18 protein-coding genes, 1 pseudogene and 1 riboswitch are annotated in these 26,033 nt (G+C 63.8%); of the genes and pseudogenes, 14 read left to right on the top strand and 5 right to left on the bottom strand.

What is annotated here, in order from left to right; all coding sequences use genetic code 11:
* Window positions 1–67 precede the first annotated feature (67 nt).
* The 3 genes and pseudogenes from metH to GKZ68_RS18730 form a co-directional block, all read right to left on the bottom strand.
* Window positions 68–3,783 (bottom strand): annotated as a pseudogene (gene metH, locus GKZ68_RS18745) (methionine synthase).
* Between the two features lie 180 nt (window positions 3,784–3,963).
* Window positions 3,964–4,072: riboswitch (SAM riboswitch) on the bottom strand.
* A gap of 86 nt (window positions 4,073–4,158) precedes the next feature.
* Window positions 4,159–5,532 carry an SGNH/GDSL hydrolase family protein gene (locus GKZ68_RS18735; protein ID WP_173117476.1) on the bottom strand — a complete coding sequence of 458 codons (1,374 nt, stop codon included), beginning with the start codon at window positions 5,530–5,532 and terminating at the stop codon, window positions 4,159–4,161.
* 21 nt (window positions 5,533–5,553) lie between these two features.
* Window positions 5,554–6,822, bottom strand: coding sequence for an OmpP1/FadL family transporter (locus GKZ68_RS18730; RefSeq protein ID WP_173117474.1), 1,269 nt, complete (start codon window positions 6,820–6,822; stop codon window positions 5,554–5,556).
* A 418-nt stretch (window positions 6,823–7,240) separates the two neighbouring features.
* On the opposite strand from GKZ68_RS18730, the gene GKZ68_RS22805 reads away from it, so the two are divergent.
* From GKZ68_RS22805 to GKZ68_RS18710, 5 genes are all read left to right on the top strand, one after another.
* A complete protein-coding gene (locus GKZ68_RS22805; protein WP_173117472.1) occupies window positions 7,241–7,498 on the top strand; it encodes a transposase in 258 nt (85 codons plus the stop codon).
* Window positions 7,386–7,910, top strand: coding sequence for a transposase (locus tag GKZ68_RS18720; protein ID WP_302051998.1), 525 nt, complete (start codon window positions 7,386–7,388; stop codon window positions 7,908–7,910). Before GKZ68_RS22805 ends, GKZ68_RS18720 begins: the two co-directional genes overlap by 113 nt.
* Window positions 7,911–7,935: 25 nt before the next feature.
* Window positions 7,936–8,139: a hypothetical protein gene (locus GKZ68_RS18715; protein WP_173109594.1), complete on the top strand. Its 204-nt coding sequence runs from the start codon at window positions 7,936–7,938 to the stop codon at window positions 8,137–8,139.
* 212 nt (window positions 8,140–8,351) lie between these two features.
* A complete protein-coding gene (locus tag GKZ68_RS21770; protein ID WP_217275277.1) occupies window positions 8,352–9,098 on the top strand; it encodes a hypothetical protein in 747 nt (248 codons plus the stop codon).
* A complete protein-coding gene (locus GKZ68_RS18710) occupies window positions 9,014–11,674 on the top strand; it encodes an LpqB family beta-propeller domain-containing protein (protein WP_217275276.1) in 2,661 nt (886 codons plus the stop codon). Before GKZ68_RS21770 ends, GKZ68_RS18710 begins: the two co-directional genes overlap by 85 nt.
* A gap of 48 nt (window positions 11,675–11,722) precedes the next feature.
* On the opposite strand, the gene GKZ68_RS18705 is transcribed toward GKZ68_RS18710, so the two are convergent.
* Window positions 11,723–12,220, bottom strand: coding sequence for a hypothetical protein (locus tag GKZ68_RS18705; protein WP_173117468.1), 498 nt, complete (start codon window positions 12,218–12,220; stop codon window positions 11,723–11,725).
* A 237-nt stretch (window positions 12,221–12,457) separates the two neighbouring features.
* Between GKZ68_RS18705 and GKZ68_RS18700 the strand changes: the two genes are divergently transcribed.
* From GKZ68_RS18700 to GKZ68_RS18680, 5 genes are all read left to right on the top strand, one after another.
* Window positions 12,458–14,110 (top strand): TldD/PmbA family protein, encoded by a 1,653-nt coding sequence (locus tag GKZ68_RS18700; protein ID WP_173117466.1) that lies wholly within the window; start codon window positions 12,458–12,460, stop codon window positions 14,108–14,110.
* Between the two features lie 104 nt (window positions 14,111–14,214).
* Entirely contained in the window at window positions 14,215–15,867 is a 1,653-nt protein-coding gene (locus GKZ68_RS18695; RefSeq protein ID WP_173117464.1) for a TldD/PmbA family protein, read from the top strand.
* A gap of 23 nt (window positions 15,868–15,890) precedes the next feature.
* Entirely contained in the window at window positions 15,891–17,225 is a 1,335-nt protein-coding gene (locus tag GKZ68_RS18690) for a TldD/PmbA family protein (protein WP_173117462.1), read from the top strand.
* Window positions 17,226–17,412: 187 nt separating this feature from the next.
* Window positions 17,413–19,062 carry a TldD/PmbA family protein gene (locus GKZ68_RS18685; protein WP_173117460.1) on the top strand — a complete coding sequence of 550 codons (1,650 nt, stop codon included), beginning with the start codon at window positions 17,413–17,415 and terminating at the stop codon, window positions 19,060–19,062.
* Window positions 19,063–19,094: 32 nt separating this feature from the next.
* On the top strand, window positions 19,095–20,420 hold the full coding sequence (locus tag GKZ68_RS18680; RefSeq protein WP_173117458.1) for a TldD/PmbA family protein: 1,326 nt from the start codon (window positions 19,095–19,097) through the stop codon (window positions 20,418–20,420).
* A gap of 100 nt (window positions 20,421–20,520) precedes the next feature.
* Here the strand turns inward: GKZ68_RS18680 and GKZ68_RS18675 are convergent, their stop codons facing one another.
* On the bottom strand, window positions 20,521–21,147 hold the full coding sequence (locus tag GKZ68_RS18675; RefSeq protein ID WP_173117456.1) for a porin family protein: 627 nt from the start codon (window positions 21,145–21,147) through the stop codon (window positions 20,521–20,523).
* Between the two features lie 206 nt (window positions 21,148–21,353).
* Here GKZ68_RS18675 and GKZ68_RS18670 point away from each other — a divergent pair, with 206 nt between their 5' ends.
* The 4 genes from GKZ68_RS18670 to GKZ68_RS18655 all read left to right on the top strand — a co-directional run bounded on the left by GKZ68_RS18670 (window position 21,354) and on the right by GKZ68_RS18655 (window position 25,855).
* A complete protein-coding gene (locus GKZ68_RS18670; protein ID WP_173117454.1) occupies window positions 21,354–21,974 on the top strand; it encodes a DUF4159 domain-containing protein in 621 nt (206 codons plus the stop codon).
* A 146-nt stretch (window positions 21,975–22,120) separates the two neighbouring features.
* Entirely contained in the window at window positions 22,121–23,098 is a 978-nt protein-coding gene (locus GKZ68_RS18665; RefSeq protein WP_173117452.1) for a MoxR family ATPase, read from the top strand.
* Window positions 23,099–23,261: 163 nt separating this feature from the next.
* Entirely contained in the window at window positions 23,262–24,137 is an 876-nt protein-coding gene (locus GKZ68_RS18660) for a DUF58 domain-containing protein (protein ID WP_173117450.1), read from the top strand.
* A 137-nt stretch (window positions 24,138–24,274) separates the two neighbouring features.
* Window positions 24,275–25,855, top strand: coding sequence for a BatA domain-containing protein (locus GKZ68_RS18655; protein ID WP_173117447.1), 1,581 nt, complete (start codon window positions 24,275–24,277; stop codon window positions 25,853–25,855).
* Window positions 25,856–26,033 lie beyond the last annotated feature (178 nt).

Raw genomic sequence — 26,033 nt, 5'->3', positions numbered from 1 at the left:
TTTCAAGCTAAAAAACTGTAAATTAGCACTAGAGTTTCTCCCCCGCGGGAGAGGAACTGGGGTGGGGCTACGCCGGGTCGTAGTTCAAATTCGGCATCAGCCAGCGCTCCAGCTCGGCCAGCGGCATGTGCTTGCGCTCGGCAATGTCGGCCACCTGGTCGCGGCCTATCTTACCCAGGCCGAAGTACTTAGCGGCCGGGTGCGCATAATAAAGCCCGCTCACGGCGGCAGTGGGGTACATGGCCAGGTTTTCGGTGAGCGTGATGCCGGTTTGCCGCTCGGCATCGAGCAAGCGGAAGAGCGTGATTTTTTCGGTGTGGTCGGGGCAGCCGGGGTAGCCGGGCGCGGGCCGAATGCCCCGGTATTCCTCCTTAATCAACTCCTCGCCGCTGAGGTTTTCGTTGGGCGCGTAACCCCAGAACTCCTCGCGCACGCGCTGGTGCAGGCGCTCGGCGAAGGCCTCGGCCAGGCGGTCGGCCAGCGCCTTTATCATGATGCTCGAGTAATCGTCGTGGTCGGCCTCGTACTTTTTAATGAGTTTTTCGATGCCTAGCCCGGCCGTCACGGCGAAGCCACCGAGGTAGTCTTGGCGGCCGGTTTCCTTGGGCGCGAGGTAGTCCGAAAAGGCCACGTTGGGTACGCCGGGGCCTTTTTCGCCCTGCTGGCGCAGCGTAAAAAACTCGTCGCGCACGTGCTGACGGGTATCATCCTCGTAGATTTCGATGGTATCGTGGTCCTTGGTATTAGCTGGCCAGAAGCCCAGCACGGCCCTAGCGGTGAGGCTTTTATCAGCAATGACTTCGGCCAGCATCCGCTGCGCATCTTCGAAGAGACGGCGGGCGGCTTCACCCAGGTTGTCGTCTTCCAAGATGCGCGGATACCGGCCCTTCAGCTCCCAGGTGTGGAAGAAGGGCGTCCAGTCGATATAGCGCGCCAGCTCGTCGAGCGGGTAGTTATCCAGCACCTGCGTGCCCAGGAAACTGGGTTTGGTAATGGGCGTGGTTTCCCAGTCGGCGTGGTAGCCATTGGCGCGGGCGGCGTCGATGCTGAGGTAGTTTTTATCGCGCTGGCGGCTGGCGTGGTCATCGCGCAGGGCCGCGTACTCGGCGGCGATGGTAGCGGTGTAAGTAGCCTTGCCCGTGCCAAGCAGGCTAGCGGCCACGCCTACCGAGCGCGAGGCATCGTTCACGTAAACTGCTGACCCTGAGTAAGCCGGGGCGATTTTTACGGCCGTGTGCAGGCGCGAAGTAGTAGCCCCACCAATGAGCAGTGGCACTTGCAGCTTGCGCTTTTCCATCTCGCGGGCCACGTACACCATCTCATCGAGCGAGGGCGTGATGAGGCCGCTGAGGCCGATAATGTCGGCGCCCTGCTTCTGAGCCTCGTCCAGAATGCGCTCCAGCGGCACCATCACGCCGAGGTCCACAATCTCGAAATTATTGCAGGCCAGCACCACGCCCACGATGTTCTTGCCGATGTCGTGCACGTCGCCTTTCACGGTGGCCAGCAGTATTTTACCGGCCGTTTGGCGGGCCGCGCCGGCCTTTTCGGCTTCGAGGAAGGGCTGCAAGTAGGCCACGGCCTTCTTCATCACCCTAGCCGACTTCACTACCTGGGGCAGGAACATTTTGCCGGCGCCGAAGAGGTCGCCTACTACGTTCATGCCGGCCATCAGCGGGCCTTCAATCACGTCGAGCGGGCGGCCGACTTGCTGGCGCACTTCTTCGGTATCCTGGTCGATAAACTCGGTGATGCCACGCACCAGCGCGTGTTGCAGGCGCTCGGCCACCGGCAGGCTGCGCCAGGCGTCGGCCACTACTTCGACCTTGCCCTTTTGCTTCACCGTTTCGGCAAAGTCCACGAGGCGCTCGGTGGCATCGGCGCGGCGGTTAAGCAGCACGTCCTCACAGAGTTTGAGCAAATCCTTCGGAATTTCGTCGTACACCGCCAGCTGGCCGGCGTTCACGATGCCCATGTCGAGGCCGGCCCGGATGGCGTGGTAGAGGAAGGCCGCGTGCATGGCCTCACGCACCACGTCGTTGCCGCGGAAGGAGAACGAGATGTTGCTGACGCCGCCGCTGGTGCGGCAGCCGGGCAGGTGTTCCTTTATCCACTTCACGGCCGCAATGAAGTCGAGCGCGTAGTTGCGGTGCTCCTCCAGGCCGGTGCCCACGGTGAGGATGTTGGGGTCGAAGATGATGTCCTCGGCGGGAAAGCCAACTTCTTTAACCAGAATATCATACGAGCGCTGGCAGATGGCAATGCGCCGCTCGTAGCTATCGGCCTGGCCGTCTTCGTCGAAGGCCATTACTACCACGGCGGCGCCGTACTGGCGCACCAGCCGGGCGTGGTGGCGGAAGCGCTCCTCGCCTTCCTTCAGCGAAATCGAGTTGACGATGCTCTTGCCCTGCACGCACTTGAGGCCCGCCTCCAGCACCGTCCACTTCGACGAGTCAATCATTATCGGCAGGCGCGCAATGTCGGGCTCCGAGGCGATGAGGTGCAGGAAGGTGGTCATCACGGCCTCCGAGTCGAGCATGCCCTCGTCCATGTTGATGTCGAGCACCTGCGCGCCGTTTTCGGCCTGGGCGCGGGCTACGGCCAGCGCCGCCTCGTAGTCGCCCGAGCGAATGAGCCTAGCGAAGGCGCGCGAGCCCGTCACGTTGCAGCGCTCGCCAATGTTGACGAACAGGCTTTCGGGCGTGATGTTAAACGGCTCCAGACCAGCGAGGTGCGTGGTGCCCTTGGCCAGGCGCTCGCCGTTACCGCTCAGGGCTAGCGACGAAACCGAGGCCTGCTCATCATCAACCAGTTGAGCCGAGGGGCTAGCGGATGCAGCTGCGCAGCGTGCACTGCGCGCGGGCCGTAGCTGTCGGCCAGCTTCTTGAGCTCGGCAATGTGCTGGGGCGTGGTGCCGCAGCAGCCGCCCACTACGTTTAGCAGGCCCTCCTTGAGGTAATCCTCGACCAGGGCCGCAAATTCCTGGGCGCTCTCGTCGTAGCCGCCGAAGGCGTTGGGCAGGCCGGCGTTGGGGTAGGCCGACACGGGCACGTCGGCGAGCCTAGCCAGCTCGCGCACGTAGGTGCGCAGCTGGTCGGCCCCGAGCGCGCAGTTGAGGCCCACACTCAGCAAGGGCAAATGCTTGATGCTGTGCCAGAATGCCTCCACCGTCTGGCCGCTCAGGGTGCGGCCCGAGGCGTCGGTGATGGTGCCCGAAATCATGACGGGCACCACGCGGCCGCCTTCGTTGAAAAACTGCTGCACCGCGAAGAGGGCGGCCTTGGCATTGAGGGTATCGAAGATGGTTTCGATGAGCAGGGCATCGACGCCGCCGTCCACGAGGCCGCGGGTTTGCTCGAGGTAGGCGGTGGCTAGCTCATCGAAGGTCACGGCCCGAAAGCCGGGGCGGTTGACGTCGGGCGAGAGCGAGGCCGTGCGGTTGGTGGGCCCGATGGCCCCGGCCACGAAGCGCGGCTGCGCCGGATTCCGGGCCGTAAACTCGTCGGCCACCTCACGGGCCAGCCTGGCCGACTCGTAGTTAAGCTCATACACCACGTGCTCCAGGGCGTAGTCGGCCTGCGCGATGGTGGTGCCGCTGAAGGTATTGGTTTCGACCATGTCGGCCCCGGCCGCGAAATATTCGGCGTGAATGGCCCGGATAATATCGGGCCGCGTAAGGCTCAGCAGGTCGTTGTTGCCGCGCAGCGGACGCGGGTGGTCGGCAAAGCGGGTGCCTCTAAAGTCGGCCTCTTCCAGCGGGTAGCGCTGAATCATGGTGCCCATGGCGCCGTCGAGCACCAGCAGGCGCTGGCGCAGTAAGGTAGGCAGGGGCGACGTATAAGCGGAGTCGGTGGCGACGGCAGGGGCTAGCGCGGGGGCGGCGGACATATCTTCTGGAAGCAAAATCGGGAGCAAAAAGCGCCTATCCAGAAAGAAAGCCGCGCCGGGCAGCGCAGGTTCCGGCTGATATCTTCTTCGGCCCAAGTGCTTGGCCGAACAGGAGTTGGCACCTACTCGGGGTAGGTTGCCAAGACGTCATCGGGCCTGGTCCCTCGGTCTTTCTGGATAGCAGCAACAGCGAAGATACAACGGCTAGGCCAAAAAAAGCGCCTTCCCGGCGGGGAAGGCGCTTTTAGCAATTTGGCAACCAGGGTGTGGCTAGGGCAGCAGTACGCCGCGGTAGCTGTTGGGGTCTACGCTGGGGATGGTCGAGCCGTAGTAGGCATTGATAACCCGAATCCACTCGTTGGCAATGACGGCGTAGCCGCGGGGCGTGGGGTGCACACCATCGAGGCCAAATAGGTTGCCGCTGGCAAACGTGGCGGTGTTGTTCACAGCGTTAGTTGCAATGCCGCTGGTAGCCAGCCGAGTCAGGAACGCGTTGGCGTCTAGCACGGGCACCTTGAAGCGCAGGGCCGTTTTGGCAATGATGGCGTTCAGCTGGGTGGTGCGCGCCGTTACGTTGGCCGCCTCTACCGGGTCGAGCACGTAGTCGCTGGGCAGGGCATTGGCAGGGGTGGTGCCAACGCCAGGGTGCGCGGCAATGTACGGCTGGGCCGTCAGCGTCAGCAGGTCGGCCGAGGTAGCGGCACGGGCCGCGGTGGCAGTGCCGGCCGCGTTGAGAGCCTGCACATAAATAGTCGTAATGGGGATACCCGCCGCCTGGTAGGCCGCTACTACCGCTGCCACGGTCACGGTATTGAAGTACGGCACGCTGGTCACGTTCGGGATATTGGCCACGGCCCCTTTCACCGTGCCGCCCTTCGAGATGGTATTCAAGATAGCGCGGTAGCCAACGCCAAAGCGCGTGGTATCGGTGAGGCCGCCGAAGGGATTGAGCGGCGACACTACCCCGCCGGCCGTGGCATAGGCCAGCACGTCGTTGTTGCCCATCCAGCAGGTGAAGAAGGTCGGCGACTTCTGGCCGATGTACGTCACGTAGTCTTTGGTCGGTTTCTCGGCCGCCGTCAGCAGACGCTCATAGAAGGGGTTAATGAGGCCGTAGGGGGCTAGCCCACCCGTGAGGGCCGACACGCTGCTAAGCACCGAAATGCCAGGCACGCCCAGGTTGTCGGGCTGGTTGCCCGAATAGGCCTCCAGCTGCGGGCCGCCGGGCAGCGTAGCACCCGTCACGGCCAGCTGCTCACCCAGGTAGTTGTTGGCCGCCGTGGGCTGCACCGGCGCCAGGGCGCCGTTTACTACCTGCAGCTTGATATAGCCCGAACCATCCTTTTTGGCGCTCGAAAAAGCCGGCTGCACGAAGCTGGCCGGGCCTTTGCCGGTTTTGGCAAACTGCTGGGCCAGAATGGCCGGATAAGAATTAGCCTGCCCTTCGTTGTAGAGGCCGCCATCGGTGTAGCCCGAGGTGAGCGAGTTGCCCACGGCTACGTAGCTCGTAAAGTCGAGGCCATTGGCCGAAGGCGCGGGGTTGGCCGCGTCGAGGTTGGGCTGGCAGCCGGCCACCCCGAGGCCGAGGCCCAGCAGCGCAAGGGCCGGGCGGGTCAGCTTAGCAGTTGAAAATAACGGAGTCATTGGGTAGGAGAAAAGACGGAGTTAGAACTTCACGTACAGCTGCACGCCGGGCACGGCGATGGTGGTCTTGTAGGTGCCGGCCACGCGGTCGGTGGTGCCGTTGCTAAGGAGGTCGTCCTGACTCTGGCTGCGCTTCATGAAGTCTTCAAACAGGAACGAGGCATCGATGCCGAAGCGCTGGGCAAACTCGTAGCTAACCCCGGCCGTGAGGCCCAGGCGGTCGGCGTCGGGCGTTTCGGGCGTCACGAAACCGTCGCGCACGGCCGAAAAGTCATAGAACGTACCGGCCCGCACCGTGAAGGCATCCGTCACCTTGTACTGGGCGCCCAGGCGAAAGGCCAGCGCATCCTGGTACTGGCGCTTCGACGACGACGAAGTGGCCCCGCCCAGCACGCCGCCGGAGTACGCGAAGCTCAGCGACTGGTAGCGGCTCCAGCCCACGAGGTTGGCGTCGAAGGCCAGCAAGAGCTGGTCGCTAGGGTGCACCCCGATGCCGAAGCTGTACACGTCGGGCAGCGGCAGGGTCACGTCGAAATTCTTGGCCGTGAAGCTGCCGGCCGCCGAGGCCGGAATGCCGGTCAGCGTAATATCGCCGCTGCCCACGTGGGCGTCCACGGCCGAGCGGTAGCTAAGGCCCACGCTCAGCTTATCCGAAGGCTTGAACAGCACGCCCAGGTTGTAGCCCACCTTGTGGTCGGCCTTGCCCGTGAGCTGCGCGTGCGCGGGGCTGGTGCTGCCCTGGGCCTGCACCGGAATGTCGCGCTGCAAATCCACGTCGCCATACACGAGCGAGGTAATGCCCACGCCCACGCTTAGCTGCGGGGTAATGGCGTAGGCCGCCGTAGCCTGGGCCATTATCGAGCGCAGGTTGATGTCGGTGAGGGCATAGCGGCCTTCCCAGCCCTGCTGGTAGTGCAGTTCGCTGCCGAAGGGCGTGTACACGCCCACGCCCAGGCGCCACTTGCCTTCTTTGGGCCCGAAGCCGATAAAGCCGCTAAAAGGGAATACGTTGGTATTCTGCAAAGCCCGCTGCCCCTGGTCGGCATCGGTGGGCCGGAACGCGATGCGCGGAATTGCCAGGTTGCCCCCTATCTGAAAGCCGGTCGGCGCAAAGGCAAAGGCGCCCGGATTGAAAAACTGCGCAGCCTGGTCGAGGTAGAGGCCGGTACCCGTGCCGCCCATGCCCACGTTCTTGGCGCCGGTGAGGCCAACCTGGAAGCCGCTGGCCAGGGCCCCCGACGTGGCCGCCAGCAGCGCCCCGCCCGCGAGGAATATAGATTTGACTTGCATAAAATGCAAAAATTAGGTGGGGAAGATTGAGGTGCTAAATGTAAGGCCAATTTCTAAATAAGTAGTAGGCTAGCCTACTACTTATCCGGGTGGCGGCAGCCTAGTAGTTGCGGGGCTTTCGCTTATTCCAGCGCCTGGCGGGCACAAAGGTTTTGAGTTACAAATAGTAAGATAACAGATAGCTGCACCAATCAAACTTATTTTTGCACTTTAAATATAATTCATTATTACTTCACTTTATTTTTCATCCCGAGGTTCTGCATGAAAAACGACTCCGCTTCTTGGAAACTGTTTAAGTTAGTAGGCTTGCTGGATGCAGTAAAAGCGTTATAAATCAGCCCTAACTGAGCGCCAATGGCAGCGTATCGCGCCGCTTTTTATTGTGTAGCGCACCAGTAAGTGGCCGCGCTAATCTATTGTGAACGGCATTTTCTGCGTGCTTAGGAACGGCTGTGCCTGGCCAGATGTGCCCGCCGGCCTGCCGCCGTGGGGGACAGTCTACCACTACTTTACGAAATGGAGCGCTGCTGGCACCTGGGAGCGGATAAGTGGCTGCTTGAGCATTGCCGCGCGGGAGCGCGCAAAAAAACGCGCAACCCACGGCAGCTATCCTCGACAGCCAAAGCGTGAAAAACACGGCTACCAGTACGGCCCGCATGGGTTACGACGCAGGTAAACGCATCAAGGGGCGCAAACGCTTTTTCCTGGTGGACACGCTAGGTAATTTACTGGCTAGCTGCGTAGTGGCTGCCAATTGTCATAAAGGGACCACCGCCGCCAAGGTCTGGGATGCGCTGTCCCTGCCCAACGAGCTGCTCGACCAAGTGCGCACCGTATTTGTCGATGGCGGCTTTGGCCGGCGCTTTTACCAGCAGCTGGCCCAGTGCGGTATCCAGGCCCAAGTGCCCACGGGCGTCTTGGCGCGGAAAGGTCGCTTTTTCATCCACGCTAAACGCTGGGTGGTCGAACGCAGCATTGCCTGGGCTGGCAATAACCGGCGTTTAGCCAAAGATTATGAGCGCAAAATTGCCCACGCCAACGCGTGGCTGTACGTGGCTACTATTCGCCGAATTGCTCGATTAGCTTAAACAGCTTCTTAGCCTAACCAACTTTATGACGACTAGTATCCGTCACCTGGGCCTGCTGCTATTCCTCGCCCCGGTGGGCGCCGCGCTCGCCCAAAGCGGCTCGCCCACCACCACCGACCCCACCCCGCAGGCCGACCCCACCGCCGTGCCCCTCGATGGCAGAGCCTCGCTGCTGGCCGGCGGCGTTGCCCTGGGCCTGAAGAGACTGCGCGCCCGGCACCGAACCTAGCCTACCCACTCGCATTTAGTTACTTACAGTAACTTCAGGGTTGGTATAAGGTGCAGGCTACCGGCCCCGTTGCCAAAAGCGCCCGCTGACTTCGCCGGCGGGTGCTTTTGGCAACGGGGCCAGTAGTGGCGGGGTTGGCCGTGCAACACTAGGCGCCGCCCGACCTACTTTGCATCGGCTAGTTTATTGCCGCACCCTTCACCCGCTTCGCTTTGCTGAAATTTTACTGCTCACTGGCCCTGCCGCTGCTGGTAGTCCTGCCGGGGCTAGCCGCGCCGCCCGCCGCACTGCCCTATTTTTCGGAGCCCGCCGTATCGCCCGACCGCCAGGAAATTGCCTTCGTCTCGGGCGGCGACGTGTGGACGGTGCCCGTGGCTGGCGGCGAGGCGCGCCTGCTCATCGCCCACCCCGCCACCGAAAGCCGCCCGCTGTACGCGCCCGATGGTAAGTCGCTGGCTTTCATTTCGACCCGCACCGGCAACGGCGATATTTATCTTTTGAATTTCGCCTCGGGCGAGGTGAGGCGCCTGACCTTCGACGACGGCCTCGACCAGCTCGATGGGTGGAGCGCCGACGGCAAATACCTCTACTATTCGAGCACCAGCCGCGACATCTCCGGCATGAATGATATCTACCGCGTGCCGGTGGGTGGCGGCACGCCCACTGCCGTATCGGCCGACCGCTACGCCAACGAATTCTTCGCCGCCCCCAGCCCCGATGGCCGCACGCTGGCCTTTGCCGCGCGCGGCGTGGCCTCGGGCCAGTGGTGGCGCCACGGCCACAGCCACCTGGATGAGTCCGAAATCTGGCTGCGGCAGGAAGGCAAAACCGGGCCTGGCTACACTGGCCTCACCAGCGGCGGCGCCAAGGCGCTGTGGCCCATGTGGGGCCGGGCGGCCAAAAGCTGTTTTACACCAGCGACCAGGGCGGGGCGGAAAACATCTGGACAACCGGCCTGACCAAGGCCGCGCCCCAACAGGTCACCAATTTCAAAGATGGCCGCGTGCTGTGGCCCAGCGCTTCGGCCGATGGCCGGCTCATCGTGTTTGAGCGCGACTTCGGCATCTGGACTTTGAATACCGAAAACGGCCAGGCGCAGCCCGTGCGCATTGTGCGGCGCGGCGCGCCGGCTAGCCCCACCGTGGAGCGCCAGCGCTTCACCGACCGCTTGCAGGAGCTGGCCCTCTCGCCCGATGGCAAGAAGGTGGCCTTTGTCGTGCACGGCGAGGTATTCGCCGCCTCGGCCGCCGATGGCGGCGACGCTACCCGCCTCACCAGCACCGTGCCCGCCGAAAGCGACCTGACCTGGGCGCCCGACAGCCGCCGGCTCATCTACGCCTCGGCCCGCGACGGCGCCAGGCACCTCTACAGCTACACCTTCGCCACCGGCCAGGAAACCCGCCTCACCAACTCGCCGCTCAGCGATGCCCAGCCGCGCTTCTCGCCCGATGGCAAGCTGCTGGCCTTCGAGCGCGATGCCAAGGAGCTGCGCATCCTGGACCTGGCCACCAAGCAGGAGCGCGTGGCCGGCACCGGGCGCTTTGGCCGGCCGCCGCTGGCGGCCGAGCGCTCGTTTGTATGGTCGCCCGATGGGCGCTGGCTGGCTTTTTCGCCGGCCGGGGCCCGGGGTTTCACCAACGTGCAGGTGGTGCCCACGGCGGGCGGCGCGGCGCGGGCCGTGAGCTTTTTGGCCAACTCCAACAGCAACTCGCTCTCGTGGAGCCCCGATGGCAAGTACTTGCTTTTCGACACCGGCCAGCGCACCGAAGATGCCCAGGTGGCGCGCATCGACTTGCAGCTGCGCACGCCGCGCTTCCGCGAAGACCAGTTCCGCGACTTGTTCAAGGAAGCCGTGCCGGGGCCGGCTTCGCCCGATAAGAACCAGAGCCCGCCCCAGCCGCCGGCCAGGCCGGCTAGCCCCGCGCCGCTGCCCGTGGCCACCGCCGACTCGGCCCGCGCCAAAAATCCGGCCGCGGGCAAAAAAGCCAGGAGCAAAAACGGCGCGGCTACGGCTAGCCTGCCCACGCCCGCCAAGCCGCCGGTCAACATCAACTTCGACGACATCAGGCGGCGCCTGAGCCTGGTGCCGGTGGGCGTGGATGTGCGCAGCCAGCGCATCAGCCCCGATGGTAAGTGGCTGCTGCTCACGGCTACGGTATCGAACCAGACCAACCTCTACATCTACCCGCTCGATGAGCTGAGCAAGGATGCGCCCACGGCCCGGCAGCTCACCGCCACGCCCGGCCCCAAGCGCGAGGCCCAGTTTTCGCCCGATAGCAAGGAAGTGTATTACCTCGACCAGGGCCGCATTCAGGTGGTGCCGGTGGAGGTGGGCAAAGGCCCCGCCGCCCACCCGGTGGCCGTGGCCGCCGAGCTGGACGTGGACTTTGAACAGGAGAAGCTGGTGGTCTTTGACGAGGCCTGGAGCTACCTGCGCGACTTCTTCAACGACCCCACCTTCAACGGCACTGACTGGCCCGCCCAGCGCGAAAAATTTGCGCCCTATGTAGCTGGCGCCCGCACCCCCGACGAGGTACGCCGCCTGGTGAACCTGATGATTGGCGAGCTCAACGCCTCGCACTCGGGCATGGGCCCGGCCCCGGCCGCCACCGGCACCGTGGCCCCGGCTACCGGCCGGCTAGGGGTGCGCTTCGACCCGGCCGAGTACGAGCAAAACGGCCGCCTGCGCCTCACCACCGTGCTGCCGCTGGGGGCCGCCGCGCTGGCCGGCCTCAAGCCCGGCGACGTGCTGCTGGCCGTAGACGGCCGCCCGCTGAATGGCAGCACCAACCTCGACGAGCTGCTGCAATACAAGGTGGGCCGCCGCACCACACTCCGCGTGTCGGCCGATGGCAAGGAGCGCGAGGTAGTCGTGCGGCCCCTGAGCCGCGACACCGAGAAGGGCCTCGACTACCGGCAGTGGGTGGAGGAGCGCCGCGCCTACGTGGCCCAGGCCAGCGGCGGCCGGCTAGGCTACGTGCACATGTTTGACATGAGCGCCGCCTCGCTGGCCCAGCTCTACGTGGACCTCGACGCCGAAAACATGACCCGCGACGGCGTGGTGGTGGATGTGCGCAACAACAACGGCGGTTTCGTGAACGTGTACGCCATCGACGTGCTGGCCCGCCGCAGCTACCTCAGCATGATGAGCCGGGGCATGGCCGCGCCGGTGCCGGCCCGCTCGGCCCTCGGCCAGCGCAGCCTGGAAGTGCCCACAGTGCTCGTCACCAACCAGCACTCGCTCTCTGATGCCGAGGACTTTAGCGAGGGCTACCGGGCTAGCCACCTGGGCAAGATAGTGGGCGAACCCACCGGCGGCTGGATTATTTTCACCTCGGGCACCAGCCTACTCGACGGCTCCAGCCTGCGCCTGCCCACCAGCACCATCCGCGCCACCCGCGACGGCCAGGTGATGGAAATGAACCCGCGCCCGGTCGATATTCCCGTGACGCGCCCCATCGGCGAGAGCTACACCCCCCACGATACCCAGCTCGACGCGGCGGTAAAGGAATTGCTGGGGCAAGTAGGCAAGTAGGGCGAAGCTCGGCTTGCCTGACCGCACGGCTTAGCATCGGCCAGCCTTTTATTTCGTCCCGACCAGCGTCGAAACCTCATCGCTGCTAGTGGCGAGCAGTTGCACGTCGAATTTCACCTTGGCCGTATCTGGCAGCTTTGGAATCAAAACGTAATACACCACGCTGGCCGGCTTGGGTGCTGCATCGGGGGCTAGCTGCACGGCGTAGGTATAGCCGGCACAGGTTTGCACCACCTGCTGGGCTAGCAGGTGGTAGCTGCTGGCAGTGCGGGTTTTGCCGGCCAGCAGGGTGTGAGTAGTAAAATCAACGGGCGGCAGCTTGCGACTCCCGAACAAGTCATGATACTCGGCGGCCGAGTTGATGACGTACTCGTTGGTCTGGCCCACGTAGGGCACCGGCTCGCTGATGCTGGCCTTGAGGCTGGCTAGCGGCGTCAGGGTCACGTCGGCCGAGGCGTTGCAGGGCACCACGTCTTCTTTTTTGCAACTATTACTCATCGCCAAAAAGCTCAGCGTGGCTAATGCCAGGAGTTGACGTATGTTCATATAAACCAAGGTACTCGGGTGGGCAAAGGAGAGCGGGCAAGAAATATAGCGCCCGGCGGCCGATATCCAACCCGGCGCCACGCGCGGGCTATTCCCCTTGGCAAAGCGCTTTTTTAACTTATTCGAAAAAAAGGCTAGGCCAGGCTGCAACGCCCGGCCGGCGGGTATGTCTTTTTCGTGAAAAAGCTGCATCTTGCCAGCCGGTTTGGGCCTAGCGGCCGCTAATTTTTTTCTGCCTTGAAACGACGTGACTTTGTGGGCCTTACTGGCCTGGCCACCGGCGCCCTGCTGCTGCCCAACTTTCCCGGCCTAGGCGGCACCCTCGTAGACCCCGCCCGGCTGCTGGAGCCCGGCCTCGATGTGACCCAGAAAAAGCGCCTGGCCGACGTGGCCCTGAACGCGGCCAAGAGTGCCGGTGCCACCTACGCCGACGTGCGCATTGGCCGCTACCTCAACCAGAGCATTTTCACCCGCGAAAAGCAGGTGCAGAACATTGCCAGCGGCGAAAGCTTCGGGGCCGGCGTGCGCGTGATTGCCAGCGGCAGCTGGGGCTTCGCGGCCACCAACAACGTGAGCGACGCCGGGCTGGCCCAGGCCGCCAAGCTGGCCGTGGCCATGGCCAAAGCCAACGCCAAAACCCAGAAGGAGCCCGTGAACCTGGCTCCGCAAAAAGGCTACGGCGAGGTAAGCTGGAAAACGCCCATCAAGCAAAACGCCTTCGAGGTGCCCGTGGCGCAAAAGGCCGAGCTGCTGCTGGCCGCCAACGCCGCGGCGCAGGCCAACGGCGCCAACTTCGTCAATTCCAGCCTCTTTCAGATAAACGAGCAGAAGTATTTTGCCAGCACCGATGGCTCGTATATCGACCAGGATGTGCACCGCATCTGGCCCACGTTTTCGGTTACGGCCATCGACCGGGCCAGCGGCAAGTTTAAAACCCGCGACGCGCTGAGCTCGCCCATGGGGCTAGGGTATGAGTACCTTTCGCCCCAGGCCGCCGATAAGGTGGCCGGCCCCAGCGGCACCGGCCTGGTGGGCTACCGCAACAGCTACGACATCCTGGAAGACGCGGCCCTGGCCGCCCGCCAGGCCAAGGCCAAGCTCACGGCCACCTCGGTGCTGGCCGGCAAGTACGACCTCGTGCTCGACCCTAACCACCTGGGGCTCACCATCCACGAAAGCATCGGCCACCCTTTGGAGCTCGACCGCGTGCTGGGCTACGAGGCCAACTACGCGGGCACCTCGTTTGCCACCCTGGAGTGGCGCAAGAAAAATATTCCCTACGGCTCGAAGAACGTGACCATCGTGGCCGATAAGCTGCAACCCGGCTCGCTAGGGGCGGTGGGCTACGACGACGAGGGCGTGAAAACCAAGGAGTGGACGCTCATCGACCAGGGAAAACTCATTGACTACGAGAAGATTCGCGACCAGGCGCACATCGTGGGCCAGAAGGAATCGGACGGCTGCTGCTACGCCGACTCGTGGGGCACGGTGCAGTTTCAGCGCATGCCCAACGTGAGCCTGCGCCCCGGCACCGCCAAAATGAGCGTGGATGACCTGATAAGCAAGGTCGACAAGGGCATCTACATCGCCGGGCGGGGCTCTTACTCCATTGACCAGCAGCGCTATAACTTCCAGTTTGGCGGGCAGGTATTCTACGCCATCGAGAAGGGCAAAATCGCCGGCATGCTCGACGATGTAGCCTACCAGGCCAATACCCAGGAATTCTGGAACTCGTGCGCGGCCGTGTGCGACCAGAGCGACTACCGCCTGTTCGGCTCGTTCTTCGACGGCAAGGGCCAGCCCTCGCAGGTGTCGGCCGTGAGCCACGGCTCGGCCACCTCGCGCTTTAATGCGGTGAACGTCATTAATACGGGCCGCAAGCTTGGCTAGCCCCTTTTCCTAACGTCTGCCATTGCGAGCGCAGCGCTCGCAATGGCAGACGATTTTTCAACGTCATTTCTTGTTATCTCTCAAATCTTTACCAGCCTCCTCCCTTGAACAGACGCGATTTTACCACTCTCACCGGCCTTGCCGCCGGCGCCCTGTGGCTTCCTAGCTTTCCGAGCCTGGCCGGCAACCTTGTGGACCCGGCGCAGCTGCTGGAGCCCGGCCTTGACGTGGCCGCCAAAAAGCGCCTGGCCGATGTGGCCCTGAACGCGGCCAAGGCCGCCGGCGCCACTTACGCCGACATCCGCATTCAGCGCACGCTCAACCAGAGCATTTTCACCCGCGAAAAGCAGGTGCAGGGCATTGCCAACATCGAGAGCCTGGGCGTGGGCATCCGGGTGATTGCCAACGGCACCTGGGGCTTTGCCTCGACCAACAACATGACCGACGCGGGCATCGCCAAAACGGCCCAGTACGCGGTCGCCATTGCCAAAGCCAACTCGAAGGTGCAGAAGGAGCCCGTGAAGCTAGCCCCCCAAAAGGGCTACGGCGACGTGGCCTGGAAAACGCCGATTGAGAAAAATGCCTTCGAGGTGCCCATTAAGGAGAAGGCCGATTTGTTGCTGGCGGCCAACGCGGCGGCTACCGACAACGGCGCCTCGTTCGTGAACTCGGCGCTGTTTCAAGTAAATGAGCAGAAGTACTTTGCCAGCACCGATGGCTCGTATATCGACCAGGATATTCACCGCATCTACCCCACCTTCGGGGTGACTGTGGTAGACCGGGCCAGCGGCAAATTCCGCTCGCGCCAGAGCCTGAGCTCGCCCATGGGCATGGGCTACGAGTACCTCACGCCCAAGGCGGCCGATAAGGTGGCCGGGCCTACTGGCTCGGACGTAATCGGCTACAAAAACAGCTACGACATCCTGGAAGACGCCACCCGCGCCGCCAAGCAAACCAAGCAGAAAATAACCTGCAAGAGCGTGGTGCCGGGCAAGTACGACCTCATCTTGGACCCCCACCACCTGGGCCTCACCATCCATGAGAGTGTGGGCCACCCCACCGAGCTCGACCGCGTGCTGGGCTACGAGGCCAACTTTGCCGGCACCAGCTTCGCCACCCTGGAGTGGCGCAAGAAGGGTATTCCCTACGGCTCAAAAAATGTGACCATCGTGGCCGACAAGCTCCAGCGCAACTCGCTCGGGGCGGTGGGCTACGACGACGAGGGCGTGAAAACCAAGGAATGGACCATCATCGACCAGGGCAAGCTCATTGATTATCAGAAAATCCGCGACCAGGCGGGCATCGTGGGCCAGAATGCCTCGGATGGCTGCTGCTACTCGCAGTCGTGGCGCGATGTGCAGTTTCAGCGCATGGCCAACATCAGCCTCAAGCCCAGCGCTACCAAGCGCAGCGTGGATGAGCTGGTGAGCGGCGTGGACAAGGGCATCTACATTGCCGGCAACGGCTCGTTCTCGATTGACCAGCAGCGCTATAACTCGCAGTTTGGCGGCCAGGTGTTCTACGCCATCGAGAAGGGTAAAATCACCGAAATGCTCGAAGACGTGGCCTACCAGACCAACACGCTGGAGTTTTGGGGAGCCTGCCAGGGCTCGTGCGACCAGAGCGACTACCGCTTTGCGGGCTTCTTCAACGACGGCAAGGGCCAGCCCTCGCAAAGCTCGGCCGTGAGCCACGGCTCGGCCACCTCGCGCTTCAACGGCGTGAACGTGATTAATACGGCCCGCAAAATCGGTTAATTAGCTGAAATTCATTTACTAAAATGGCAATTCTTTCCCAAACCGAAGCCCAAGACATTCTCAAGAAGGTCATCGACTTCAGCACCGCCGACGAGTGCGACGCGACGCTCAACGGCAGCCTCGAAGGCAACGTGCGCTCGGCGCGCAACTCCATCAGCACGGCCGGCGCCGTGGATAACGTGTCCTTGGCCGTGACCTCGTACTTCGGCAAACGCTCGGGCACCGCCACCTGCAACCAGTTCGACGACGCCACGCTGCGCCGCTGCGTACAGCGGGCCGAAGAAATAGCCCGGCTAGCCCCCGAGAGCCCCGAGTACATGCCGCTGCTGGGGCCGCAGACGTATCTGTCGTCGCCCCAGTCGTTTGCGGCCAGCACGGCGGGCATCACCCCCGACTACCGGGCCAGCCAGATGGCGGCCAGCATGCAGTACTGCGACCAGAAGAAGCTGTCGTCGGCCGGCTTTCTGAATGACCAGGCGGGTTTCGTGGCCAAGCGCAACTCGAAGGGTTTGGAGGCCTACCAGCGCACGACCAACCTCGATTTCAGCATCACCGTGCGCACGCCCGACGGGCTGGGCTCGGGCTACGCGGCTACCGATTTTACCGACATCAAGAACTTCGACGCGGCGCGCCTCACGGCGGTAGCCGCCAGCAAGGCTTCGTCGTCGGTGGGTGCCAAGGCCATTGAGCCGGGCAAATACACCGTGATTCTGGAGCCGAATGCGCTGGTATCGAACTCCGATGCCTCGCTGCTCGGGGCGCTGATGCGCTCGTTCGATGCCCGTTCGGCCGACGAGGGGCGCAGCTTTTTGAGCAAGAAGGGCGGCGGCAACCGCAAGGGCGAAAAGCTCTTCGATGAGCGCGTAACGATTTATTCGGACCCCACCAACGCCGAGGTGCCCGACCTCACGTTCTCGGGCGACGGCCGCCCGCAGCAGCGCACCACCTGGATTGAGAAGGGCGTGGTAAAAAACCTGTACAGCTCCCGCTACTGGGCGCAGAAATCGGGTATCCCGGACCTGCCCAGCCCCGGCGGCTTCATCATGACGGGCGGTACGCAGAGCACCGCCGACCTCATCAAGAGCACGGCCAAGGGCATCCTGGTCACGCGCCTGTGGTACATCCGCCCCGTGGACCCGCAAACGCTGCTCTACACCGGCCTGACGCGCGACGGCACGTTTTACATCGAAAACGGGGCCATCAAGTTTCCGGTCAAGAACTTCCGCTTCAACGAGAGCCCGATTATCATGCTCAACAACCTGGAAGCCATCGGCCGCCCGGTGCGGCTAGCCGGCAACCTGGTGCCGCCGCTCAAGATTCGCGACTTCACGTTCACGAGCCTCTCCGACGCGGTGTAACGTTTCCGCAACTGGCCCGATACCCGGCACGGCCGGGTGCTCGGGCCACGTGGGCCGCTTCTTACCAGAAGCGGACTAGCCACGCCAAAGAGCGGCCGGGCAACCGGGCCGCTCTTTTTTGCATCTGCCGGCACTAGCTTGCCGCAGCTACCTACTTTTCTCTGACCACTTACACCTTTTTTCTGCCATGAACCGACGCAACTTTGTGGGCCTCACCGGCCTGGGCGCCACGGCCCTGCTGCTGCCGAGCCTGCCGGGCTTCGGGGCCAAAAGCGTGGACCCTAGCCGGCTGCTGGAGCCCGGCGCCGACACCATCCTGAAAAAGCGCTTAGCCGACGCGGCGCTGAACGCCGCCAAGAGCGCGGGCGCCAGCTACGCCGACGTGCGCATCGGCCGCTCGCTCAACCAATACGTGTTTACCCGCGAAAAGCAGGTGCAGAACATCGTGAGCACCGAGAGCTACGGCGTGGGTATTCGGGTGCTGGTGAACGGCTGCTGGGGCTTCGCCTCCACGAGCGTAGTGACGGAGGCCAGCCTGGCCGCCACCGCCCGCCTGGCCGTCGAAATCGCCAAGGCCAACCGCCTCGTGATGAAGGAGCCCGTGCAGCTAGCCCCCCAGCCGGGCTACGGCGAGGTGACCTGGAAAACGCCCCTGGTGCAAAGCGCCTTCGAAGTGCCGGTGAAGCAAAAGGCCGACCTGCTGCTGGCCGCCAACGCGGCGGCGATGGATGCCGGGGCCAATTACATCAGCTCGGCGCTGTTTCAAGTGAATGAGCAGAAGTATTTTGCCAGCACCGACGGCTCGTATATCGACCAGGATATTCACCGCCTCTGGCCCACCTTCACCGCCACGGCCGTCGATACCAAGTCGGGCAAATTCCGCTCGCGCGAGGCGCTGAGCGCGCCCGTGGGCCTGGGCTACGAGTACCTCACGCCCAGCGCCGCCGAGCAGGTGCGCGGGCCTAGCGGCACCGATACCATCGGCTACAAGCTGCGCTACGACCTGCTGGCCGATGCCGCCGCGGCTGGCCGGCAGGCCAGGGCCAAGCTGACCATGAAATCGGTGACGCCCGGCAAGTACGACCTCGTGCTCGACCCCGGCCACCTGGGCCTCACCATCCACGAAAGCGTGGGCCACCCCACCGAGCTCGACCGCGTGCTGGGCTACGAGGCCAACTTTGCCGGCACCAGCTTCGCCACCCTGGAGTGGAAGGCGAAGGGCCTGCCCTACGGCTCGCCGCAGGTCAACATCGTGGCCGATAAGCTGCAGCCCGGCGCCGTGGGCACCGTGGGCTACGACGACGAGGGCGTGAAAACCAAGCAGTGGGACATCATCAAAGCCGGCAAACTGGTCGATTATCAGAAAATCCGCGACCAGGCGCACATCGTGGGCCAGCAGGCTAGCGACGGCTGCTGCTACGCGCAGTCGTGGGAGGATGTGCAGTTTCAGCGCATGGCCAACATCAGCCTCAAGCCTAGCCCCACTAAAATGAGCGTGGACGAGCTGGTGAGCAAGGTCGACAAGGGCATCTACATTGCCGGGGCGGGCTCCTTCAGCATTGACCAGCAGCGATTTAACTTTCAGTTTGGCGGCCAGCTGTTCTTTGCCATCGAGAAGGGCAAAATCACGGAGCCGCTCGAAGATGTGGCGTACCAGTCAAACACCCAGGAGTTTTGGGGTGCCTGCCAGGGCTCGTGCGACCAGAGCGACTACCGCCTCTTCGGCACCTTCTTTGACGGCAAGGGCCAGCCCATGCAAAGCTCGTCGGTGAGCCACGGCTCGGCCACCACGCGCTTCAACGGGGTGAACGTGATTAACACCGCTCGCAAAGTTTAGTCCTGGTTAGCCCATTACATAGCATCATCAATATGGCTATTATCTCCAAAGACGAAGCCCAGGCGCTCCTCAAAAAAGTACTCACCTACAGCACCGCCGACGAGTGCGCAGTGGGCCTGAGCGGGCGCACCACCGGCAACATTCGCTACGCCCGCAACAGCGTGAGCACGGCCGGCGCGGCCGATACCGTGTCGCTCACCGTCGAATCGCGCTTTGGCAAGCGCAGCGGCATTGCCACCTGCAACGAATTTGACGAGGCCACCCTGCGCCGCTGCGTGCAGCGGGCCGAAGAAATAGCCCGGCTAGCCCCCGAAAGCCCCGAGTACGTGCCGCTGCTAGGCCCCCAAGCCTACCTCAACCCGCCTTCGACGGCCCCGGCGCCCCTCACGCCCACTACCCGCGCCCAGGCCGCCGCCGACAGCATGGCCCTGTGCGCAGCCAAAAACCTGACTTCGGCCGGCTTTCTCAACGGGGGCACGACCTTCACGGCCCTGCGCAACTCGAAGGGGCTGGAGGCCTACCAGCAATCAACCAATACCGACTTTTCGGTGACGGTGCGCACCGCCGACGGGCGCGGCTCGGGCTACGCCGTGGCCGATGCCACCGACCCGGCCAAGCTTAATTTCAAGGCCCTGACCCAGCGGGCGGCCGACAAGGCTACCGGCTCGGTGGGCGCCAAGGCCATTGAGCCGGGCAAGTACACCGTGATTCTGGAGCCGGCCGCGCTCATGGCTGGCGACGACCTGTCGCTGCTCGGCGGACTGGTGAGCGGCCTCGACGCGCGCTCGGCCGACGAAGGCCGCAGCTTCCTGACCCGAAAGGGCGGCGGCAACCGCAAGGGCGACAAGCTCTTCGACGAGCGCATCAACATCTACTCCGACCCGCTCAATACCGAGGTGCCCGGCAATGCCTTCGACGGCGAGGGCCTACCCACCAGCCGCATGAGTTGGGTAGAGAAGGGCGTAGTGAAAAACCTGTACTACTCGCGCTACTGGGCCGAAAAAAATAAGGTGGCGCCCACCGCCTACCCGAGCGGCTTCATCATGACGGGCGGTACGCAGAGCACCGCCGACCTCATCAAGAGCACGGCCAAGGGCATCCTGGTCACGCGCCTGTGGTACATCCGCGAGGTCGACCCGCAAACGCTGCTCTACACCGGCCTGACGCGCGACGGCACGTTTTACATCGAAAACGGGGCCATCAAATTTCCGATTAAGAACCTGCGCTTCAACGAGAGCCCCATTATTATGCTCAATAATATTGAGGCCATCGGTCGCTCGGTGCGGCTAGCCGGCTGCCTGGTGCCACCCCTGAAAGTGCGGGATTTCACGTTTACAAGCCTCTCGGACGCTATTTGATTTCGGTGGTAGGCGACCGCTGCTAAAAAAGAACGTCAGGCTTCACTTTGTTCAGCCTGACGTTCTTTTTTAGCAGCGGTCGCCAGTCCTGGCTAGCCCCTTACAGCTTGGGCAGCTGGAATGCGGCGTAAAACTGAAATACCCGGTTTTGCAGTTGCGGGTCATTCACGCCCACCAGGTACTGCACATTATTGATGTCGTTGAGGCCCGCCACGAAGCGGCCCCCCACGCGCACCACGGAGCCCAGCTTGAGCCCCACGCCGGCCACGAGGGCAAAATCGTTGCGCTTGTAGTTGCTGGTCGAGGTCTGGTCGGCACTCACGAACAGCGGCGCACCACTGGCGTTGCGCACCTGAATCATGCCGTTTTCATTGGCCGAAACCAGGTAGCTGAATTGCGGGCCCGCCTCCACGTACACCGGCCCCAAAGTGGCCTTCAGCAGCAGGGGCACCGACACGTAGTTGAGCTGCGTGGTGTAGTTGGCGGTAGTAGTGGCCCCCTTCAGCTGCGCGCCCTGGAGCGAGTACAGCACTTCGGGCTGAATGGAAAGCGGCCCCAGCAGCTTGGCCTCATAAAAGATGCCGGCGTGAAAATAGGTTTTATACGTGGCGTCTTCGCCCACGCGGCCCGTGAGCACGGCCTCATTAATTCCGCCTTTGATACCGAACTGGGCGTGGGCCTGGCTAGCCAGGAGCAGCAGGGCAGCCGCTAGGATAAAATTTTTCATGGGTATTGGGTATGAACAAGTTAACAAAAATCTGGGCGCTACGTGGCCAGGCCGCCCAGGCCGCCACTAGCCCCCCAACGCATACGAAGGGGCTTTTGGGGTGCGCAAAGGTTGCAGCCACAAAGGTTGCGCCGTGCGCCGTGAATGCGTAATGAATCGTTTTTGGGTGCAACCTTGCCACTTCGCTTGCCGCCTTTTTTCACATTATGCCAGCCCCTTTCACCTTCGTGCGCCTCAGCTACCACTCCGGCGATTGGGACGCCGTGGACGAACGCATGCCCGCCAACCTGCTGCACTCGCTGGTGCAGTACACCACGGTGCCCGTCGAAACCAAGGAAAAAGTAGTGGCCCTGGATAGCCCCGAGCTGTTCAACTACCCCTTTTGCTACCTCAGCGGGCACCGGCTGGTGCAGTTTTCGGCCCAAGAGAAAAAAAACTTTATCCAGTACGTGCGCAACGGCGGCTTCGTGTTTGTGGACGACTGCAACCACGACATCGACGGCCTCTTCGCCCGCTCCTTCGAAGAGCAGATGCGGGTGTGCTTCGGCGCCAGCGCGTTGCAGAAAATCCCAAAGACGCATCCCATTTACAGCCAGTTCTTTAAATTCAAGGACGGCCCGCCCAACACCGGCTTCGAACTCAATGGCTGGGGCGACGACCTGGTGCACGACTACCTCAAGGGCATCACGCTCACTAACCGGCTAGGGGTGCTTTACTCCAACAAAGACTACGGCTGCGAGTGGGACTATGACTTTCGCAACAAGCGCTTTCTGGCCGAGGACAACACCAAGTTTGGCGTCAATATTCTGCTGTATGCGCTAAGTTGAAAACGCCCCTGTGGCGTCTGTCATGCTGAGCTTGCCGAAGCATCTTGCCCGCTTTCTTGCTAGGCGTGCATATTGAAACGAACAAGATGCTTCGGCAAGCTCAGCATGACAGACGTTTTTAATAAGTGCTCATTACCAAGTAAATAATGACCGAACAAGACGTAACAACTTTACTCGCTAAGCTACCGCAGCTGAAGGCCGAAATCGGCAAGGTCATCGTGGGCCAGAGCCAGGTGCTCGACGAGGTGCTGGTGGCGCTGCTGGCCGGCGGCCACGCCCTGCTGGAGGGCGTGCCGGGACTAGCCAAAACGCTGCTGGTGCGCACCTTGGCGCAGGCCACCGATTTGCCGTTTCGCCGCATCCAGTTCACGCCCGACCTCATGCCGACCGACATCCTGGGCACCGAGGTGCTGGAGGAAGACCACGGCACCGGCAAGCGCTCGTTCAAGTTCAACCCCGGCCCCATCTTCGCTAGCCTCGTGCTGGCCGATGAGATAAACCGCACGCCACCCAAAACCCAGGCCGCCCTGCTCGAAGCCATGCAGGAAGGCCACGTGACCTACGCCGGCCAGGAGCACGCGCTGCCCAAGCCGTTCTTTTTGCTGGCCACCCAAAATCCGATTGAGCAGAGCGGCACCTACCCGCTGCCCGAGGCCCAGCTCGACCGCTTTTTGCTGTACGTGCGCATCGGCTACCCGAGCGAGCAGGAGGAAATGGCGGTGCTGGGCGGCACCACCGGCACGGCCCGCGCCGAGGTGCGGCCCATGCTGGGTGGCGACGATATCCGGCAATTGCAGCAGCTGGTGCGCCAGGTCAGCCTCAGCCCCGAGCTGCTGAGCTTCGTGAACCGGCTGGTGCGCGCCACCCGCCCGGCTACGTCGGAGGTGAAGTTTATCAAAGACTACGGCCGCTGGGGCGCCGGCCCGCGCGCCGGCCAGGCCCTGATACTCTGCGCCAAGGCGCGGGCGCTGCTGCAAGGCCGCTTCGCCGCCACGCTCGATGATATCAAGGCCCTGGCCCCACCCGTGCTGCGCCACCGCGTGCTCTTGAATTTTAATGCCGAAGCCGAAAACCTCACGCCCGATGATGCCGTGCGCGAGCTGCTGAAAGCCGTGGCCGTGTAGCCCGATGGCGCGGGGCCCTGCTCCGTGCCGGCTACCAACAGACCGCTGGCCTGCACGGAGCCGCACCACTGCCACATCAAGTATCGTTCAACGACTGCGGGCCAGCGGCCCGCCAATAGCCGGCACGGGGCGGAGCCCCGCACCATCGACGTAACTACTCCTAATGCTCACGCCCGAACTCCTCTACGCCCTGCGCAACCTGCCGCTGGCCGCCCGCCAGGCGGCCGAGGGCTTTTTGGCGGGCGCGCACGCCAGCCGCCGGCAGGGCGCGGGCATGGAGTTCAGCCAGTACCGGCCCTACCAGCCCGGCGACGACCTGCGCCGCCTCGACTGGCGCCTGGCCGCCCGCTCGGACAAGTATTTTTTGCGCGAGTCGGAAGTCGATACCAGCCTGGTCATCAACCTCGTGCTCGACGCCAGCGCCAGCATGAACCACCGCGACGACAATGGTCTTACCAAGCTCGACTACGCCCGGCTGCTGCTGGCCGCGCTGGCCTACCTGGCCCAGAAGCAAGGCGATGCCGTGGGCCTCACTATCCTCAGCCCCGGTGGCTTACAGCACTTCCCGGCCCGCGCCGATACCCGGCAGCTGCCGCGCCTCTACCACGCCCTCGCAACGGCCGAGGCGGCTGGCACTTTCCCTGATACCGCCACGCTGGCTCCGCTCACCGCCCGGCGCCAACGCGCCCTCACGGTGTGCGTGAGCGACTTATATGAGGAAAGCGGCGAGATAAACCACCTGCTGGCGCGCCTGCGCGCCACCAGCGGCGACGTGTTACTGCTACACCTCGTGGCGGGCAACGAGCTGAATTTTAGCTATAAAGGTCCCGTCACATTCCGCGACCTCGAAACCGGCCAGACCATCCAGCTCGATGCCGACCAGCAGCGCGCCGGCTACCAGCAGCAGCTGCGCCAGTGGCTGCGCGACACCGCCCAGACCACCCGCCAGCAGGGCCTCGACTACCACCAGCTCAGCACCGCCGACCCGCTCGACGGCGCTATGCGCGAGTTTTTGAAACGCCGGCAGTTGATGAAGTAATTTTTTACCGCGGAAGGCACGAAGGGTTTTCGTGCACGAGCGCGGAGTCCCACACCACCGAAAGTACTACGAAGCGTAGTCAGCTCGCGCAGCGGGCGTATCTGCGAAATCCGTTAAATCAGTTTGAATCTGCGGTATTGCTCACCCTCGCCAACCCTTCTGCGCTGCTTGCCCTGCTCGGCCTCCTGGTGCCGCTGGCCATCCACCTCTGGAACCGCCGGCCCGGCCGCGAGGTGGCGGTGGGCAGCCTGCGCTGGCTAGCGGCCGGCGCCAATCGCCGCCTGCGCAACCTCCGCCTGGAGCAGATTTGGCTGCTGCTGCTGCGCGCCGCCCTGCTGGCCGCGCTGGCCGGGGCGCTGGCCGGCCCGCAGTGGCGGCAGCCCCAGCCCGCCGGCCGCGGCCAGGTGCTGATAAGCCGCGAGCTGGCCGATGGCAGCCGCCTGGCCGCCGTGCGCCCGGCCCTCGACTCGCTGCGGCGGCGCGGCTATGCGCTGCGCTGGCTGGCGGCCGGGCTGCCCGCCATCACCAGTGCCGAGTGGCAGGCCGACTCGCTGGGGCTTAAAAGCCCGGTTGCGAATGCGCGGCCCGATAACCTGGCCTGGGCCCGCATGCAGCAGGCCGCCGACTCCTTTCCGGGCCAGCCGTTGCACGCCGTGACGCCGGCCACCCTGCGCACTTCTAGCGGGCCGCACCCGGCGCTGCCGGCTAGCCTCACCTGGCAAACCATTCCGACCCGCGCGGCCAGCACCTGGCTGCAAGCCGCCGCCGGCAGTGCCGACAGCCTCCGCCTGCTGCTGGGCCAGAGCAACGAAAAGCAGACGACTTACCGGGTACTGCGCGTGGCGCGGCCCCGGCCAGGCGCTACCCTGGCGGTGGCCGGCCTGCCACCGCTGCGCTACGAAACGGTGGGTGGCCAGCCCCAGCTGCGCCCGGCGCCGGCCGATTCGGCCCAGCCGCAGCCGGCGGTGCCGGTGCGCACCGGCCCAGTACGCGTGGTGCTATATGCCCCGGCCGGCGCGGCTGCGGAGGCGCGCTACCTGCGCGCCGCTTTGCGGGCGGCGGCCGTGGGTTTGCCCGCGCCGCTAGCCCTCACCGTAAGCACCACGGAACCTGACCCGGCCGGCGCGCCCGACTGGCTTTTTTGGCTGGGCGATAGTCCGCTGCCCGCTGCTTGGCGCGCCCAGGTGCCGCGCGGCCTACACCTGTGGCAGGAAGCAACCGGCGCCGGCTTGCCTGATACCGCCACCCTAGCCACCGCCGAAACGGCTGGCGACGCCCCCATCCTGCTTACGCGCCGCGGCCGCGCTAGCCTGCCAGCGGGCAGCTCCCCACGCTGGGTCGACGGCCGGGGCCGCTTCGTATTAGCCGAAACCCAACAGGGGAAAGGTGCTAGCTATCACTTGACTACGCGCCTCAATGCCCCTTGGAGCAGCTTGGCCGAAAGCCCGGCTCTCCCGGCTTTGCTGCTCGACCTGCTGGCGACCAATCCGCAGCTCGGTACCGACTCGCTGCTAACCGCCTACGACCAACGCCGCCTCGACCCGGCCCAACTGCCGCCGCACCCGGCGCGGCTGGCTAGCCAGGGGGCCGCCGCGCCCGTGGCCTACCGCTTCACCGACCTGCGGCCCGGGCTGGTGCTGCTCGTGGCTCTGTTATTCGGGCTGGAGCGCTGGCTGGCCGGGCGGCGCTCGGCAGGGCCTTTACCTTTTTCACTATGACGCAAACAGTTGCCTCCGCTCCTGAAATCAGCCTGCTTCATACCCAAGCAATAGCGCATGCTCAACTGCAGGCCGTGCGGCAGAGTTATGCTAGTCGCTACAGTAGCGGCGGGCTGCTGCCGCTGGTGGCAACTGGCTTGTTACTACTGAGTAGTAAATACCAGTGGCCCAGTATACC

This window comes from Hymenobacter sp. BRD128 (assembly GCF_013256625.1).
Taxonomy (GTDB): domain Bacteria; phylum Bacteroidota; class Bacteroidia; order Cytophagales; family Hymenobacteraceae; genus Hymenobacter.
Note: the sequence above shows the minus strand (reverse complement) of the source record. Positions and strands in the feature narration are given on the sequence as shown.

Bases quoted from the DNA above. Each gene is read 5' to 3' on its own strand.
- GKZ68_RS18735 (WP_173117476.1), bottom strand. From the start codon at position 5,532: ATGACTCCGTTATTTTCAACTGCTAAGCTGACCCGCCCGGCCCTTGCG.
- GKZ68_RS18730 (WP_173117474.1), bottom strand. From the start codon at position 6,822: ATGCAAGTCAAATCTATATTCCTCGCGGGCGGGGCGCTGCTGGCGGCC.
- GKZ68_RS18715 (WP_173109594.1), top strand. From the start codon at position 7,936: ATGACGACTAGTATCCGTCACCTGGGCCTGCTGCTATTCCTCGCCCCG.
- GKZ68_RS18705 (WP_173117468.1), bottom strand. From the start codon at position 12,220: ATGAACATACGTCAACTCCTGGCATTAGCCACGCTGAGCTTTTTGGCG.
- GKZ68_RS18690 (WP_173117462.1), top strand. From the start codon at position 15,891: ATGGCAATTCTTTCCCAAACCGAAGCCCAAGACATTCTCAAGAAGGTC.
- GKZ68_RS18685 (WP_173117460.1), top strand. From the start codon at position 17,413: ATGAACCGACGCAACTTTGTGGGCCTCACCGGCCTGGGCGCCACGGCC.
- GKZ68_RS18680 (WP_173117458.1), top strand. From the start codon at position 19,095: ATGGCTATTATCTCCAAAGACGAAGCCCAGGCGCTCCTCAAAAAAGTA.
- GKZ68_RS18675 (WP_173117456.1), bottom strand. From the start codon at position 21,147: ATGAAAAATTTTATCCTAGCGGCTGCCCTGCTGCTCCTGGCTAGCCAG.
- GKZ68_RS18670 (WP_173117454.1), top strand. From the start codon at position 21,354: ATGCCAGCCCCTTTCACCTTCGTGCGCCTCAGCTACCACTCCGGCGAT.
- GKZ68_RS18665 (WP_173117452.1), top strand. From the start codon at position 22,121: ATGACCGAACAAGACGTAACAACTTTACTCGCTAAGCTACCGCAGCTG.
- GKZ68_RS18660 (WP_173117450.1), top strand. From the start codon at position 23,262: ATGCTCACGCCCGAACTCCTCTACGCCCTGCGCAACCTGCCGCTGGCC.